At 55.7% G+C, this 16,795-nt stretch carries 14 protein-coding genes; 9 read left to right on the top strand and 5 right to left on the bottom strand.

What is annotated here, in order from left to right; all coding sequences use genetic code 11:
* The first annotated feature begins 146 nt into the window (after positions 1–146).
* From VF709_RS14930 to VF709_RS14915, 4 genes are all read left to right on the top strand, one after another.
* Positions 147–2,054, top strand: a complete 1,908-nt coding sequence (locus VF709_RS14930) for a PTS mannitol transporter subunit IICBA (RefSeq protein ID WP_013094933.1) — start codon at positions 147–149, stop codon at positions 2,052–2,054.
* Positions 2,055–2,156: 102 nt separating this feature from the next.
* Positions 2,157–3,305 carry a mannitol-1-phosphate 5-dehydrogenase gene (mtlD, locus tag VF709_RS14925; RefSeq protein WP_440231853.1) on the top strand — a complete coding sequence of 383 codons (1,149 nt, stop codon included), beginning with the start codon at positions 2,157–2,159 and terminating at the stop codon, positions 3,303–3,305.
* The gene (mtlR, locus tag VF709_RS14920; protein WP_058661810.1) at positions 3,302–3,892 is read left to right on the top strand and encodes a mannitol operon repressor MtlR; all 591 of its coding nucleotides are present in this window, start codon (positions 3,302–3,304) and stop codon (positions 3,890–3,892) included. The genes mtlD and mtlR overlap by 4 nt, the downstream gene beginning before the upstream one ends.
* Positions 3,893–3,950: 58 nt before the next feature.
* On the top strand, positions 3,951–4,313 hold the full coding sequence (locus VF709_RS14915) for a YibL family ribosome-associated protein (RefSeq protein WP_023621173.1): 363 nt from the start codon (positions 3,951–3,953) through the stop codon (positions 4,311–4,313).
* A 33-nt stretch (positions 4,314–4,346) separates the two neighbouring features.
* Here the strand turns inward: VF709_RS14915 and VF709_RS14910 are convergent, their stop codons facing one another.
* From VF709_RS14910 to VF709_RS14895, 4 genes are read right to left on the bottom strand one after another with little or no spacing between them, the layout of a single operon-like run.
* On the bottom strand, positions 4,347–5,441 hold the full coding sequence (locus tag VF709_RS14910; RefSeq protein ID WP_038418375.1) for a fimbrial protein: 1,095 nt from the start codon (positions 5,439–5,441) through the stop codon (positions 4,347–4,349).
* 9 nt (positions 5,442–5,450) lie between these two features.
* Positions 5,451–7,931, bottom strand: coding sequence for a fimbria/pilus outer membrane usher protein (locus VF709_RS14905; RefSeq protein WP_187170724.1), 2,481 nt, complete (start codon positions 7,929–7,931; stop codon positions 5,451–5,453).
* A gap of 3 nt (positions 7,932–7,934) precedes the next feature.
* Positions 7,935–8,606, bottom strand: coding sequence for a fimbrial biogenesis chaperone (locus VF709_RS14900; RefSeq protein WP_038418371.1), 672 nt, complete (start codon positions 8,604–8,606; stop codon positions 7,935–7,937).
* Between the two features lie 31 nt (positions 8,607–8,637).
* The gene (locus VF709_RS14895; protein WP_029881911.1) at positions 8,638–9,219 is read right to left on the bottom strand and encodes a fimbrial protein; all 582 of its coding nucleotides are present in this window, start codon (positions 9,217–9,219) and stop codon (positions 8,638–8,640) included.
* Between the two features lie 1,083 nt (positions 9,220–10,302).
* Between VF709_RS14895 and lldP the strand changes: the two genes are divergently transcribed.
* From lldP to trmL, 5 genes are all read left to right on the top strand, one after another.
* A complete protein-coding gene (lldP, locus tag VF709_RS14890) occupies positions 10,303–11,958 on the top strand; it encodes an L-lactate permease (protein WP_023621174.1) in 1,656 nt (551 codons plus the stop codon).
* Positions 11,955–12,728, top strand: coding sequence for a transcriptional regulator LldR (lldR, locus tag VF709_RS14885; RefSeq protein ID WP_020686511.1), 774 nt, complete (start codon positions 11,955–11,957; stop codon positions 12,726–12,728). The genes lldP and lldR overlap by 4 nt, the downstream gene beginning before the upstream one ends.
* Positions 12,725–13,912, top strand: a complete 1,188-nt coding sequence (gene lldD, locus VF709_RS14880; RefSeq protein WP_013094925.1) for an FMN-dependent L-lactate dehydrogenase LldD — start codon at positions 12,725–12,727, stop codon at positions 13,910–13,912. The genes lldR and lldD overlap by 4 nt, the downstream gene beginning before the upstream one ends.
* Positions 13,913–14,093: 181 nt before the next feature.
* Complete coding sequence (locus VF709_RS14875) at positions 14,094–15,434, top strand: MFS transporter (RefSeq protein WP_149896755.1); 1,341 nt, start codon at positions 14,094–14,096, stop codon at positions 15,432–15,434.
* A 45-nt stretch (positions 15,435–15,479) separates the two neighbouring features.
* The gene (gene trmL, locus VF709_RS14870; protein WP_038418366.1) at positions 15,480–15,953 is read left to right on the top strand and encodes a tRNA (uridine(34)/cytosine(34)/5-carboxymethylaminomethyluridine(34)-2'-O)-methyltransferase TrmL; all 474 of its coding nucleotides are present in this window, start codon (positions 15,480–15,482) and stop codon (positions 15,951–15,953) included.
* Here the strand turns inward: trmL and cysE are convergent.
* Positions 15,950–16,771: a serine O-acetyltransferase gene (gene cysE, locus VF709_RS14865; RefSeq protein WP_013094922.1), complete on the bottom strand. Its 822-nt coding sequence runs from the start codon at positions 16,769–16,771 to the stop codon at positions 15,950–15,952. The two genes, trmL and cysE, sit on opposite strands and share 4 nt — an antisense overlap.
* Positions 16,772–16,795 lie beyond the last annotated feature (24 nt).

Below are 16,795 nucleotides of genomic sequence, written 5' to 3'. Positions count from 1 at the left end.
ATCACACAATTTTTCGCCGTCTGGACAGTTGAACGATTCAGTGCCAGATTTCACAGCATCAGAACAGGGCCCGGCTACCTCTGCCGCCTCATTAACAATAAACCTCGGGCCGCAAGCCTAAGCGTAAACAGAAGAAGGGGTGTTTTATGTCATCCGATTTCAAGATCAAAGTTCAAAGCTTTGGTCGTTTCCTCAGCAATATGGTGATGCCAAATATCGGCGCGTTTATCGCGTGGGGTATCATCACTGCATTATTCATTCCGACAGGGTGGTTGCCTAACGAAACGCTGGCGAAACTTGTTGGCCCAATGATTACTTACCTGCTGCCGCTGCTCATCGGTTATACCGGTGGTCGTCTGGTGGGCGGTGACCGTGGTGGCGTAGTGGGTGCCATCACAACCATGGGTGTTATCGTCGGTGCGGATATGCCGATGTTTCTCGGTGCGATGATCGCCGGTCCTCTGGGTGGCTGGGCGATTAAGAAATTCGACGTTTGGGTTGATGGCAAAATCAAATCCGGCTTCGAGATGCTGGTGAACAACTTCTCTGCGGGCATCATCGGGATGATCCTCGCGATTCTGGCGTTCCTCGGCATTGGCCCGGCAGTTGAAGTCCTGTCCAAGATTCTGGCGGCGGGCGTTAACTTCATGGTGGCGCACGACATGCTGCCGCTGGCGTCTATCTTTGTTGAACCGGCGAAAATCCTGTTCCTGAACAACGCCATCAACCACGGTATCTTCTCACCGCTGGGTATTCAGCAGTCTCATGACCTCGGCAAGTCCATCTTCTTCCTGATTGAAGCGAACCCGGGTCCGGGTATGGGCGTTCTGCTGGCGTACATGTTCTTTGGTCGCGGCAGCGCGAAGCAGTCTGCTGGCGGTGCGGCTATCATTCACTTCCTGGGCGGTATTCACGAAATTTACTTCCCGTACGTGCTGATGAACCCACGTCTGATCCTGGCCGTTATCCTCGGCGGTATGACCGGTGTGTTCACTCTGAGCGTGCTGAACGGTGGTCTGGTTTCTCCGGCGTCTCCGGGCTCTATCCTGGCGGTACTGGCGATGACGCCGAAAGGTGCCTATTTTGCTAACATCGCGGCTATCTGTGCGGCAATGGCAGTTTCCTTCGTGGTCGCTTCTATCCTGCTGAAAACCAGCAAAGTGAAAGAAGATGACGATATCGAAGCGGCCACCCGTCGTATGCACGACATGAAAGCCGAGTCCAAAGGCGCAACGCCGCTGTCAGCGGGTGATGTTTCTAACGACCTGAGCCACGTGCGTAAAATCATCGTTGCCTGTGATGCCGGTATGGGTTCCAGCGCAATGGGTGCCGGCGTGCTGCGTAAGAAAGTGCAGGATGCAGGCCTGACCAATATCTCAGTGACCAATAGCGCCATTAACAGCCTGCCACCGGATGTTGACCTGGTGATTACGCACCGTGACCTGACCGAACGCGCCATGCGCCAGGTACCGCAGGCACAGCATATTTCGCTGACCAACTTCCTCGACAGCGGCCTGTACACCAGCCTGACTGAACGTCTGGTGGCCGCACAGCGTCACGAAGACAACGAAGTGAAAGTGCGGACCAGCCTGCAGGACAGCTTTGACGAGAGCAATGCTCACCTGTTTAAGCTGGGCGCGGAGAACATCTTCCTCGGTCGTACCGCGAGCACCAAAGAAGAGGCAATTCGCTTTGCCGGTGAGCAGCTGGTGAAAGGCGGCTACGTTCAGCCTGAATATGTCGACGCGATGCTGGAACGCGAAAAACTGACGCCAACCTACCTGGGCGAATCCATCGCGGTACCGCACGGTACGGTGGAAGCGAAAGACCGCGTGCTCAAAACCGGCGTGGTGTTCTGCCAGTATCCTGATGGCGTGCGCTTCGGTGAAGAAGAAGACGACATTGCCCGTCTGGTGATTGGTATCGCCGCTCGCAATAACGAGCACATCCAGGTGATTACCAGCCTGACCAACGCGCTGGATGATGAGTCCGTCATCGAGCGTCTGGCACAGACTGAAAGCGTTGAAGAAGTGCTGGCACTCCTCAACAAATAACAGCGTATCTTCCCTCTCCCCTTAGGGGAGAGGGCTAGGGTGAGGGGTATACGTTCCTCACCCCAGCCCTCTCGGGTAAAAACATTGATAAAGGTTAACACTATGAAAGCATTACATTTTGGCGCAGGTAATATCGGTCGTGGCTTTATCGGCAAACTGCTGGCAGACGCGGGCATTACGCTGACATTCGCCGATGTGAATCAGGTCGTTCTGGATGCCCTGAATGCCCGTCATAGCTACCAGGTACACGTGGTGGGAGAAAACGAGCAGGTTGAAACGGTCTCTGGCGTCAACGCGGTAAGCAGCATTGGCGACGATGTTATCGACCTCATCGCCAGCGTTGACCTGGTGACCACCGCAGTGGGCCCGGTGGTACTTGAGCACATCGCGCCTGCGGTCGCAAAAGGCCTGGCAAAACGTAAAGCGCAGGGCATCGATACCCCGCTGAACATCATTGCCTGTGAAAATATGGTGCGTGGCACCACACAGCTGAAAGGCCACGTTCTGGCCGCCGTTGTGGACGAAGACAAAGCCTGGGTTGAAGCGCACGTTGGCTTCGTGGATTCTGCCGTTGACCGTATCGTTCCGCCGTCAGAATCTGCAACTAACGACCCGCTGGAAGTGACGGTAGAAACTTTCAGCGAGTGGATCGTGGACAAAACCCAATTTAAAGGCGCGCTGCCGACCATTCCAGGTATGGAATTAACGGATAACCTGATGGCATTTGTGGAACGTAAACTCTTCACGCTGAACACGGGTCATGCTATAACCGCGTACCTCGGAAAATTGGCCGGTCATCAGACTATTCGTGATGCGATCCTCGACGAGAAGATCCGCGCGGTGGTAAAAGGGGCAATGGAAGAGAGCGGCGCGGTGCTGATCAAACGCTACGGTTTTGATGCTGATAAACACGCAGCATACATCCAGAAAATCCTCGGTCGTTTTGAAAACCCGTATCTGAAAGATGACGTTGAGCGCGTGGGCCGCCAGCCATTGCGTAAGCTGAGCGCGGGCGATCGCCTGATTAAGCCGCTGCTGGGTACGCTGGAATACGGCCTGCCGCACGCCAACCTGGTGAAAGGGATTGCCGCCGCGATGCACTACCGCAGCGAGCAGGATCCGCAGGCGCAGGAGCTGGCTCAGCTGATTGATGACCAGGGCGCACAGGCTGCGCTGGCGCAGATTTCCGGTCTGGACGCCAACAGCGATGTGGTTGCGGAGGCGGTTAACGCATATAACGCAACCAAATGATGCACAGTGAGGCGCAGGCAATCCTGCGCCCTGATTACAGATTGTCAGATATGCAGGCAATAATGGAACAAACCCAGGCCTTTGAAAATCGTGTGCTTGAGCGTCTGAATGCTGGCAAAACCGTACGAAGTTTCCTGATTACCGCCGTCGAGTTGTTAACCGAGGCGGTGAATATCCTGGTACTTCAGGTGTTTCGCAAAGACGACTACGCGGTAAAATATGCTGTAGAACCGTTACTGGACGGCGACGGACCGCTGGGCGATTTATCCGTGCGTCTGAAGTTGATTTATGGTCTTGGCGTGCTGAACCGGCAAGAGTATGAAGATGCGGAGCTGTTGATGGCACTGCGCGAAGAGCTCAATCATGACGGTAATGAGTACACCTTTACCGATGACGAGATCCTTGGCCCCTTCGGCGAGCTGCATTGCGTTACCGCGCTCCCCCCTGCCCCCCATTTTGATAACAGCGACCCGGAACTGTACGCCATGCAAAAGCTGCGTTATCAACAGGTTGTCCGTTCCACGATGGTTCTTTCCCTGACTGAGCTGATTTCCCGAATCAGCTTAAAAAAAGCGTTTCAGAAGTAAGCCTGCTCACATTGGTGTATCCTTCCCTCTAAATTCCCCGTTTTCAGAGTTATTTGTCATGAAAGAAGTCGAAAAGAACGAAATTAAACGCCTGAGCGACCGTCTGGATCTGATCCGCCATCAGATGGCCGGTCTCTCGCTGGTAGACTCCGCCGAGAAGTACGCCGAGCTTGAGAAAGAGACCGCGAAGCTGGAAGCGGAGATCGAGCGCCTGCGCGAAGTGAAAAGCCAGAAGCTGAGTAAAGAAGCGCAGAAGCTGATGAATATGCCGCACCGCCGCGCCATTACCAAAAAAGAGCAGGCCGATATGGGCAAGCTGAAGAAAAGCGTACGGGGTCTGGTGGTGGTCCACCCGATGACCGAGCTTGGCCGCGAGATGGGCCTGAAAGAGATGACGGGTTTTTGTAAGACGGCGTTCTGATCGGTCTCCCCTGCCGCAGCGGCAGGGGAACATTCAGTTGTAAATCAGGTTAAACGTGGCCATCGCATCCGCTTTTCCCGCCGTCACGTTCTCTTCTGTCTGAATATAATGCGCATCAAACCAGAAGGTCTGCGTCTGGTTATCTCCCACCTGCCCAAGCGCCGACACCTGCGGGGTGTTCCACGGCACCACCTGCCCCTGAACCGCACCGGTGTTGTCGCCATAAAGCAGTTCGATCCCGACGCCGCTGGCGCTGTCCTGCTGCTTCGTTAACGCCAGCGCCCGATCGTTGCCCGGCGTGGTATCGCCGAAAAAGCCCATCTTCACCGTCGTGTTATTTTCACAGGTCACCGGAATGCTGAAGCGTCCGCCACCGGCGCGGGAGCCTGTGCCGTGAAATTCACGCTGGCTTACGGTTCCCATCGGCACCAGAATGCTGCGGGAACCAACGGAACAGCTGGTATGCCTGACCGTGAAGCTGGCGAGACGGATCTGCACCGGTGTCGCGACGCTGGTCGCGCTGGCTTTGTTTTCTCCCGCCTGTAATATCAGCGATCCGACGTTTTGCTCCTGGGAGTTGGCGTTATCATCAGGCATGGCGCTGGACGTCGGTATTTTGTAAAACACTACCCAGAACTGCATTTTATAGGTTGAGGCGCTGGCAAAAGCAGGATTCTGTGAGGCGTCGCAGATACGGCGTGACTCGTTGCCGTCCACCGGGCTGGTGCCGTCAATATACCGCACGGCATCCGCACCACAGTACTGCTGCTCGCGGAACCCGAGCGCGTAGCCGATGCCTTCAATCTGGGTTTTGTAGACGTGCCGCGACGCACCGTCTTCCCCCACCACGGTGCCGACGGGATTATCCATCTCGACAAATCCGATACTTCGCCAGGCGTCATTTCCGCCATCGCAGCTGTAAAAATCCGCCCCGGTAGACTGTATCGGCGCGGAAACCGGCGTCCAGTCCGCTGTGCCAGGAGCATATCCAATGGCGTAGGGTACCTGGACAACCCACTGATTGCGCGTGGTGTGGCAGGGCGAGGCCTGAGCGTGCGCATGAAAACTCAGCATGCCAAAAAGAGAAAGTAGACTGAGGTAGAAAACCCATTGAATAAAGTGACGCATAATATTCCTCTAGTGGCACTCAAGAGACAGAGTAGCGATGCCGGGAGCCATATGAACCGCCCCCAGTTTGAACGGCGTCTGGCACTGACGCGGCTCTCCGTCTTCATACCAGGTTACGCGCAGCGTGCCGCGCTCCGGTACTCCGCTCAGGTAAGCCTGACCGCCGTCAGCCACCATGCTTCGGTTGGCTGAACGACGTTTTTGCTCCACCACCTCGGCCTGGGCGCCAAATGGCAATGGCTCGCCGTGGTATCGCAGGGAGAACAGCACGCGATAGCCAATGTGCGTTGCGTAATTAGCAAGCACCACCGCGCCGCTGGTGGGAACGAGCGTCAGACCGCTCTGCTCAACGTCGACGTTTTCGCCAAGCGTCGCCGTATCAAGATTGACGGTATTCTTACGATAGGCCGAAAGCGCGGGCATAACCGCGTAGCCGCGACTGTCGGTATGGATGCCGCTGTAGCCCTCCGGCTCAACGTTCGCCGCGCCAGGCACGCGCAGCAGGGCGACGCTATCGCCCAGCGGCTGGCTGAGCGTGACGCCATACTGCGTGGCGATAACGCCCCCGGCGAGGCCGAGACTGGCATTATCGCCGTTTCGGCTGCGATCATAACCGAGGCTTACGTTGCCGTAGCCGCCGTTATATTGCAGCGCCAGACTGGTGCTGTCGGCTTGTCCCTCGCTGGCTTTACTCTGCTGAACGCTATAGTTGAGGTTGCGGTTCGCCAGCGCGCTGCCGTTGAGTGACACCTGCTGCGTGGACATCCCACGGTTATTTTTATTGATGAAGTAACTCACCGAGCTGTCCGGTAGCCAGTTACCGAGCGGAATATTGATATTAAACGACACGGTGCGATCGGGATGTTGCTCACGTGCTGAGTCGGTATAGTCATACCCCGCTCCCCATGAAATGCCCCGCCAGCTGGTGTACCAGCCAAGGTGTATGGTTTTATCCTGCCCGGAGGTGTGCCAGTAATCCTGCATCCACGCCGAAACGCTAAGACTGCCGAACTGCCCCAGCGTCTGTGAGAAGGTTATTTGCGAGCGGCTACGGCGGTTATTGAGCCGTAACTGCTGGCTGTCAGACTGATTCAGCTCGCTAAACTCATAAAAATTGCGCGAAGCATAACGATAGCTCGCCAGATTGAAGGCGGTGCCGGTGGTATTAAAATCCTTCTGATACTGAACGCGCCACGCCTGCCCTATTACGCTTTTGCCGTCAGATAAACGGCTTTTTGCCAGCGTATCGTCAACGCCCAGCGAGCCGAACGCGCCAAACCCTCTGCCCACGCCAATGGCGCCGGCCTGGTAGTTATTCGCGGTACGAAAGCCGCCGTATACCGTCATACTGGAGAATAAGCCGTAGAAAAAAGCGCCTTCAACAAAGTCCGGCGACCGGGCATCGCTGGAGCCGGAGTGAAAGCGTCCGGCGTTGAGGCTGTATTTCAGGCTGCCCTGGCGCCGCATAAACGGTACCGCAGAATAAGGCTGGGTAAATACGCGTTTCGAGCCGTCGCTTTCCGTGATGGTCACTTGCAAATCGCCGCTTTGCGCGCCGGGGAACAGATCGTTAATAACAAACGGCCCGGCGGCAACCCAGGTTTCATAAATGACATAGCCATTTTGCGAAACAGAAACCCTGGCATAGCTGTGCGCGACGCCGCGAATTGTCGGCGCGAAGCCGCGCTGGCTGTCGGGTAACATACTCTCGCTGGATGAGAGCTGAACCCCGCGAAACGCCACGCTATCGAACAGGTCGCCGGCAGTCCAGGCATCGCCGATCCGCAGTTGGCTGTTCAGGCTGCGAATATCCCTGCTCAGCCAGCTGCTTTGTGACTGAAAACGATTGCCGCCCGCGTTGCTGTAGCTCCAGGCCGACGTATTACGCAGCCGCCACGGTCCCAGGTTTACGCCGTTACGCAGACTGAGATAACTTGACGTCGTGTCGCCGTTTTGATGATGGGCCTGCCCGCTCGTGAGACTGTAATCAACAAATGCCGCCGGAATACCGTCATCCCACTGCGACGGAGGCACATAGCCACGGCTTCGGTGCGTCATCGCCGCCTGCGGCAGGCTGAGAAACAGGCGCTGCTGGTTAAAATCATAGGAGGTCCGCGCCGCCGGGATAAAATCGGCGATATGCGTGAAGGTCTCTCCCTCCTGCAACCGGGAAAGCGCCGGGATCGCCCCCACATTCACCCCGAGCGTCTCCAGCAGCGGTACGCTAAACACGGGCTGCAGGCTGCCTTTCTCATTGACGAAGGTAATCTCCTGATGCCGTTCCTCGCGTCCGTTAACCTCAATCGTTACGAGCCACGTGCCGGGCATCTGCCCGCCCTTTTCGGAGAAATAGTGCAGATCCGCCGTTTTCTGTTCGGCAGAAGAAAGCTCCAGCGCGGCGGGATCAAAATAATCCTCGGCCCATCCTGTGCGGCTTATGCTGAGCAGCAGCACCGAAAGTGGCGCATAATGAAACAGGCGAGAAGGCATGGTTTAAAGAGGCTGCGACCGGGTCGCGGTAATAGCGCCAAAATCATTAATAGCCGACCAGGTAACGCTGCCGGAGGCTGCCACAGGCCATTCGCGGGTTTCGCCTGGGCCGATCATGCCCGGTTGCTCAATGCTGTGCCCCGAGACGCTGAGGCGATAAAAAGAGACGTAATACGGCGTCGGGTTGGTGGCCTCAAGCCCTTTCTGCGTCGTTGAGAACCTCACCTTTTGCCAGGCGGTTGCAGCATCGCCTTTCAGGTTTTCAGGGCGGTAGAAAATTTTAAATTTCGATTTAATGTTAATTTGTAATTCGTTGCTGCTCTCTTTTGGCTTTGGCGCAATGGCCTTAATATCGAGCCAAAATACGGATTCACGATCTGCGGGCAGCGGCGCGCCGGTATATTGAATACGAAGCGTATTGGTCTGATCCGGATCAAGCCTGAATAGTGGCGGCGTGACGATAAATGGCGCGGCGCGGTTTTTCCCTTCAGCGTCATTCTCAACCCACGACTGAATCAGATAGGGAACTGCACTTTCCATATTAGATACAGAAAATGCCACCTCCTTACTGTTTTGCGGGTATACGATCCGTGTTCCCCCCATTACTACGCCTGCGGAAACTGACGCAGAGCTAACCATTAATGCAGTGAGCATAATATACGACAAACGTTTCATCTCTATTATCTCTGGAGGTGGCTAAAAATAATCAGTTATAAACCATCAGGAAATTGGACACAGCGTTGACATCACCCGCTTTGATTTCCGTTCCATCTTTGTCCAGTGCGGCAAAGAACGTTAATTCTGCATTGCCTTGAGCATCTGGTGCGGTGGTTTTTGAAACCGTACCCGGCTTAATAACCGTGCTGCGATCGCTGTTATAAAGCTTCACCCCGACGCCCGTCGCCATACCCGTGCCTGGCGTAACCTGCAACAGCGAGTCATCAACCGCATCTTTATTACCGTCAAACAGCACCGCCACAGATTTAACCGTTTCCGGGCATTTTTCGACGTTGATTTTGAACTCACGCGGCGTTGTTTCAACGTGTTCATCGAAGTAGCTTTTCGCCCACGCCCCAAGATCTACCGTTTTGGTTTTTGATGCCGTAGTAATGTTACAGGAAATAAGGGTAATCTTGCCGGTGAAGTTGATTGTACCGCCTGTGCTCTGTGTACCTGCGTCTGTATTCAGGCTAGTATTAACGCCTGAATTACTGCTTGCCAGCACCGCCTGAGAAGATAACAGAAACCCCGCCGTGGCAAATGCCAGCGCCACATTTTTGATTTTCATTAGGAACACTTTCCCCTCTGTAAATTAAACAGATATTGATTTGTTGTACCAGGTACAATAATTTCTATAAGGATTTTAAAACCGTCACCCAAAGGGTACTAACAGAATTGGTGACGCGACCTCAAAGAATAAATCAGGGTCCATCCCAGCGTGACAATCCGTATATTTTCTGCAAACCCTTTCGCTATATCCTACAGTTTTGGAAAACTCGTCAGGCCGCAAATAACAATGATTAGTGTGTAGTTAAAATTTAATTTAGCATCTTCTGTAACGTTGTATCTCAATAAATAGTAAATCAAATGTCTTTTAACGTCTACGCACTTAAAAGCGCTCAGCAGGCCTGTTTCACATTTCATATTTAACAGCCAGATAACATATTTAACGCATTTCCATAGCCCTGAGAATTATTAACTACCTCCTAATACCGAGGCTAAATTATTTTACTTACACAACTGATCATTGTTTGATCAATTTTTTTAAGAATATTATTAGAAGAAATTATTAGCATCGTCCGAAAAACATCGTTTTTATACTGGCCAGGTGCGCTTATAAAGGATATTTTATCATTGATCAGCAAATGATCGTTTGTAATAAGCTGTTAAATCCTATATGTGAAATTTACCTTAAATGTAATTTTTTGCTAAACATGATATTCCGCATTTTTACCTAAAAAAAATTTTTATTTTTAGGTAAAAAATCACACCCTTAACACGCAAGACACCCAACACAAACCAGAATAAAACATAAATCCCTCCTAAAGTTAACATAATTGCGGTACTTGCTTCTCTTTATCCCCTTCGCTACGCACCGCGCCTGACTGGATGACACGATTTTGACCCGGTTCCTGCTCAACCCTGAACATTGTGGATTTGGTCCTACCAATGGGTTTTAAAGCTATCCTTCGTTCACAGTTTCAATGATTCACGTCACAAATATATTGCCGAATAGCAACAGTTGATTAACCATTCATTGTCATTACCCCTACAACACAATATTGGCAGGACCACTTTTACACAGACTGTGACGCAGAGATGAGCGGAGACTCACCCGCAGCATAGGCTGTCTGGTCCCCAGGAGACCTGCATGAGCCTCTGGCAACAAAACTACGACCCGGCCGGGAATATCTGGCTGTCTAGCCTGATCGCATCGCTGCCGATCCTGTTCTTCTTCTTTGCGCTGATTAAGCTCAAGCTGAAGGGCTACCTCGCCGCGACGTACACCGTCGCCATCGCGCTGCTGGTGGCGCTGTTCTTCTACAAAATGCCGATCGATCGCGCGCTGGCATCCGTTGTCTACGGTTTCTTCTACGGCCTGTGGCCGATTGCGTGGATCATCATCGCCGCAGTGTTTGTCTATAAAATCTCAGTCAAAACCGGGCAGTTCGACATCATTCGCTCGTCGATTCTCTCCATCACGCCGGACCAGCGCCTGCAGATGCTGATTGTCGGCTTCTCCTTCGGGGCGTTTCTGGAAGGGGCGGCAGGGTTTGGTGCGCCGGTGGCAATCACCGCCGCGCTGCTGGTGGGGCTGGGCTTTAACCCGCTCTATGCCGCCGGTCTTTGCCTGATCGTCAACACCGCGCCGGTGGCGTTTGGTGCGATGGGTATTCCGATTCTGGTCGCAGGCCAGGTGACTGGCCTGGACAGCTTCGAGATTGGTCAGATGGTTGGCCGCCAGTTGCCGTTCCTGACCATTATCGTGCTGTTCTGGATCATGGCGATTATGGACGGCTGGCGCGGCGTGAAGGAGACCTGGCCTGCGGTGATGGTGGCGGGCGGTTCGTTCGCGATTGCCCAGTATCTCAGCTCGAACTTCCTTGGCCCGGAGCTGCCGGACATTATCTCTTCCCTGGTGTCGCTGGTCTGTCTGACGCTGTTCCTGAAACGCTGGCAGCCTGTGCGCATCTTCCGCTTTGCCGATATGGGCGCGTCGCACGTGGATCAGACGCTCGCCCGCACGGGCTATACCGCCGGGCAGATCGTTCGCGCCTGGTCACCGTTCCTGTTCCTGACCGCCACGGTAACGCTGTGGAGCATCCCGCCGTTTAAGGCCCTGTTTGCCCCGGGCGGTGCGCTGTACGACATGGTGATTAACATCTCCGTGCCGTTCCTCGACAAGATGGTCGCCCGTATGCCGCCAGTGGTGCACGACGCCACGCCGTACGCGGCAGTGTTTAAGTTTGACTGGTTCTCCGCCACCGGCACGGCCATCCTGTTTGCCGCACTCCTTTCTGTGGTGTGGCTGCGCATGAAGCCGGCCGCCGCGGTACAGACCTTTGCGGCGACCATTAAAGAATTGATGCTGCCGATCTACTCCATCGGCATGGTGCTGGCGTTCGCGTTTATCTCAAACTACTCTGGCCTGTCATCAACGCTGGCACTGGCGCTGGCCCATACCGGCCACGCCTTCACCTTCTTCTCGCCGTTCCTCGGCTGGCTGGGGGTGTTCCTGACCGGTTCAGATACTTCGTCTAACGCCCTGTTCGCCGCCCTGCAGGCGACGGCGGCTCAGCAGATTGGCGTCTCTGACGTGCTGCTGGTGGCCGCGAATACCACCGGCGGCGTGACCGGGAAGATGATCTCTCCGCAGTCCATCGCCATTGCCTGTGCGGCAGTAGGGCTGGTGGGTAAAGAGTCCGACCTGTTCCGTTTTACCGTGAAACACAGCCTGATATTCACCTGCATGGTCGGGGTGATCACCACCCTGCAGGCCTATGTCTTAACCTGGATGATCCCATGATAGTCATGCCCAGACGCCTGTCCGACGAGATTGCCTCTCGCGTGCGGGCGCTGATTGAAGAACAACAGCTGGAAGCGGGCATGAAATTGCCCGCCGAACGTCAACTCGCCGCTCAGCTTGGCGTGTCGCGCAATTCCCTGCGTGAAGCGCTGGCGACGCTGGTCAGCGAAGGAGTACTGGTAAGCCGTCGCGGCGGCGGCACCTTTGTGCGCTGGCAACATGACGACTGGTCCGAGCAAAACATCGTCCAGCCGCTCAAAACCCTGATGGAGAATGACCCGGACTACAGCTTCGACATCCTCGAAGCCCGTCACGCCATCGAAACCAGTACCGCCTGGCATGCGGCCATGCGGGCAACCGAAGCCGACAAAGAGAAGCTCAGGGCCTGCTTCGACGCCACGCAAAGCAGCGACCCGGATATCGCTTCGCAGGCGGATGTCCGCTTTCACCTGGCGATTGCCGAGGCATCACACAACGTGGTGCTGCTCCAGACCATGCGCGGTTTTTTCGACCTGCTGCAATCCTCCGTGAAGCAGAGCCGCCAGCGCATGTATCTGGTCCCGCCGGTCTTTGCTCAACTGACCGAACAGCACGAGGCGGTGCTCAACGCCATTCTGGCCGGTGATGCCGAGGCCGCACGCAAGGCGATGATGGCGCATCTGGGCTTCGTCCACACCACCATTAAACGATTTGATGAAGATCAGGCCCGACAGGCGCGTATTACCCGTCTGCCTGGCGACAGTGATATATCCAGGGAGAACAAAGCATGATTATTTCAGCAGCCAGTGACTACCGCGCCGCGGCGCAGCGTATTTTGCCGCCGTTCCTGTTCCACTATATCGACGGCGGGGCCTATGCCGAATATACCCTGCGCCGTAACGTGGAAGATCTGTCGGAGGTGGCTCTGCGTCAGCGCGTGCTGAAGAATATGTCGGATCTGAGCCTTGAGACGAAACTGTTTAACGAAACGCTCTCCATGCCGGTAGCGCTTGCCCCGGTCGGGCTGTGCGGCATGTACGCCCGTCGCGGTGAAGTGCAGGCCGCTGCGGCGGCGGATGCCAAAGGCATTCCGTTTACCCTTTCCACCGTGTCTGTCTGCCCGATTGAAGAGGTGGCCCCGACCATCAAACGCCCGATGTGGTTCCAGCTGTACGTCCTGCGCGATCGCGGCTTTATGCGTAACGCGCTGGAGCGCGCCAAAGCGGCGGGCTGTTCCACGCTGGTCTTTACCGTTGATATGCCCACCCCCGGCGCGCGCTACCGTGATGCCCACTCCGGCATGAGCGGCCCGAACGCTGCTATGCGTCGTTACTGGCAGGCGGTAACACATCCGCAGTGGGCGTGGGACGTGGGCCTGAATGGCCGTCCACACGATCTGGGTAACATCTCGGCTTATCTCGGTAAGCCTACCGGGCTGGAAGATTATATCGGCTGGCTGGCGAACAATTTCGATCCGTCCATCTCCTGGAAAGACCTGGAGTGGATCCGCGAATTCTGGGACGGCCCAATGGTGATCAAAGGGATCCTCGACCCGGACGACGCCCGCGACGCGGTGCGTTTTGGCGCAGACGGGATAGTGGTCTCGAACCACGGCGGACGTCAGCTCGATGGCGTGCTCTCATCCGCACGCGCCCTTCCGGCAATTGCGGATGCGGTTAAAGGCGACATCGCTATCCTCGCCGACAGCGGTATTCGTAACGGGCTGGATGTGGTGCGTATGATTGCGCTGGGTGCCGACAGCGTACTGCTGGGACGCGCTTACCTTTACGCGCTGGCCACCAGCGGCCAGGCAGGGGTAGCAAACCTGCTTAACCTGATTGAGAAAGAGATGAAGGTTGCAATGACTCTCACCGGGGCGAAAACAATCGGCGAGATCAGCAAGGATTCTCTGGTGCAGGAGCTGAGTAAGATCCCTGCGGCACTGGCACCGCTTACCCACGGAGACGCGGCCTGATCCCCTCCCCTTAACCTGCCTTACTCACGCGTCCGATCTCCTCCATCGGGCGCGTTTTTGTGCCACAAATAACATCTAGATAACATATTAGATAAGAATATTTGACATCCCCCGCCACACGCAATTGTATAGACAAGCAAATACAAGAACACAAAAACAACATCACATCAGAGAGGAGCGTATGACCTATTCAGGTAAGGTGGATATTCAGCAGGTAATCGACGACAGTTCCTTTTCATGGTTTCACTGGCTACTCATTGTGCTGGGCTTTCTGGTGCTGGCAATCGATGGTTTCGATACAGCGGCAATGGGCTACATTGCCCCGACACTCTCGGCAGAATGGGGGATCCACAAACAGGATCTGGGGCCGGTACTGAGTGCCGCGCTGTTGGGACTGTCGCTGGGTGCGCTGATCGCAGGTCCGGTATCGGACCGGATGGGCCGCAAGCGCGTGCTGGTCTTTTCGTGTTTATTCTTTGGTCTTGCAAGCCTGGGCGCCGCCTGGGCGCAAACCCTGAACACCCTGACGCTGTGGCGATTTCTCACCGGCCTGGGTTTGGGTGCGGCAATGCCTAACGCCATCACGCTGATCTCAGAGTTTGCCCCTAAGCGCTGTCGCGCCATGGCGATCAATACCATGTACTGCGGTTTTCCTCTGGGCGCGGCGGGGGGTGGGGCAATCTCCTCCTGGCTGATTCCTCACCACGGCTGGCGAAGCGTACTGCTGACCGGCGCAATTGCCCCGCTGATCCTGACGCTGCTGCTGGCGCTATTTTTGCCGGAGTCGGTGAAGTTTCTGGTTCAGCGTGGAAGAGACGTGATGCAGATCCGCCGTATCGCCAGCCGCTTCGCCCGCGGCACGCTGGATGGCGTGACCGGCTTTTTCCTGGCGGAGGAGCGGGTCGCGTCTAAGAAAGGGAGCGTGGCACAGCTGTTTTCTATGCCCTGGCTGCCCGGCACCCTGATGCTGTGGGTGACCTACTTTATGGGGCTGGTGATTTATTACGTCCTGCTGAGCTGGATGCCGACGTTGATGCTGGGGATGGGTTATCCGCTGGCGGAATCTGCCTGGCTCACCTCGCTGTTCACCTTCGGCGGTACCGCAGGCATTCTTCTCGCCGGGTGGATGATGGACCGCTGGGAGGCGCACAGGGTGGTGGCAGGCGGGTTTATGCTGACCATGGCGCTCATCCTGCTGCTCGGCATGGAGCATAATCACATCGCCCTGTTTGGCGGATTGATTTTCCTGATGGGGATCGCCATGAACGGCGCGCAATCAGGGATGCAAACTTTGGCCGCCACCTTCTACCCAACCGAATGCCGCGCGACGGGTATCGCGTGGATGCAGGGAATTGGCCGTTTTGGTGGCGTGGCGGGTACCATGACCAGCGCGCAGCTTCTCTCCATGCAGTGGCAGGCAGACAGTATATTGATGATCCTCAGCCTGCCCGCGCTGGTGGCTGCAGGTGCCACCGTCTATAAAATGCTGCGCTGCCGCCCACAGGAACCCGGCGTCGCGTAGTGCCCGTCATTTCTGCTATGCTGCCCCCGCAATTAAGGGGGCAGCATGCTTAACATCGTTTTATTCGAACCAGAAATTCCGCCTAATACCGGCAACATTATCCGCCTGTGCGCCAACACCGGGTTTCGCCTGCATATTATCGAGCCGATGGGCTTTACGTGGGATGATAAACGCCTGCGTCGTGCGGGGCTGGATTATCATGAATTTACCGCGGTGATTCGCCATCATGATTACGCCGCGTTTCTGGAAAGCGAAAAGCCAGAGCGCATGTTTGCCCTGACGACCAAAGGCACGCCCGCGCACAGCGCCGTGAGCTACCAGGCAGGTGACTATCTGATGTTTGGCCCGGAAACCCGCGGCCTGCCGGCCACGATTCTGGACGCCCTGCCCGCTGAGCAGAAAATCCGTATTCCGATGATGCCGGACAGCCGTAGCATGAACCTGTCGAACGCGGTGTCCGTGGTGGTGTATGAAGCCTGGCGCCAGCTGGGGTATCCGGGCGCCATTCTCAGAAGTTAAATGCCGTCACCATACTCGAACGTATGGTGAATGCCGTTGAAGTGCTGATCCATGTCCATCGATGGTTTATCACTGTCTGGCTTACCGACGATGCGCGCCGGTACGCCAGCGGCGGTGGTGTGCGGCGGCACGGGCTGCAGCACCACAGAGCCCGCGCCGATTTTAGCACCGCGGCCCACTTCGATATTGCCGAGGATTTTGGCACCCGCGCCAATCATCACCCCTTCACGAATTTTCGGATGGCGATCGCCGCTGGTTTTGCCGGTACCGCCCAGGGTAACCGACTGCAGGATCGACACGTCATCTTCAATGACCGCCGTCTCACCGACAACAATCCCGGTGGCATGGTCGAGCATGATCCCCCGGCCAATTTTGGCCGCCGGGTGAATATCAACCTGGAAGGTCACAGAAACCTGGTTTTGCAGGAAAATTGCCAGCGCGCGGCGGCCTTCCTTCCATAACCAGTGGCCGATGCGGTACGCCTGTAAGGCATGGAAACCCTTCAGGTACAGCAGCGGCGTAGAATATTTATCGACCGCCGGATCACGCGTGCGCACGGCCTGAATATCACAGGCGGCAGAGGCGATCATTTCCGGGTCTGCGGCGTAGGCCTCTTCCACCACTTCACGAATGGCGATGGCGGGCATGATTGAGGACGCCAGCTTGTTGGCGAGCATATAGCTCAGGGCACTACCGAGGTTTTCGTGCTTGAGTAACGTTGCATGGTAGAAACTGGCCAGCATCGGCTCACAGTCGGCCAACGCCCGGGCTTCGGCTTTAATATTATTCCAGACGATATCCAGTTCTTCACACGGCATTGCTTACTCCAGACGATAGTATAA

The sequence above is a fragment of the Enterobacter sp. Lyrl_3 genome (assembly GCF_051948675.1).
GTDB lineage: Bacteria > Pseudomonadota > Gammaproteobacteria > Enterobacterales > Enterobacteriaceae > Enterobacter > Enterobacter cloacae.
Note: the sequence above shows the minus strand (reverse complement) of the source record. Positions and strands in the feature narration are given on the sequence as shown.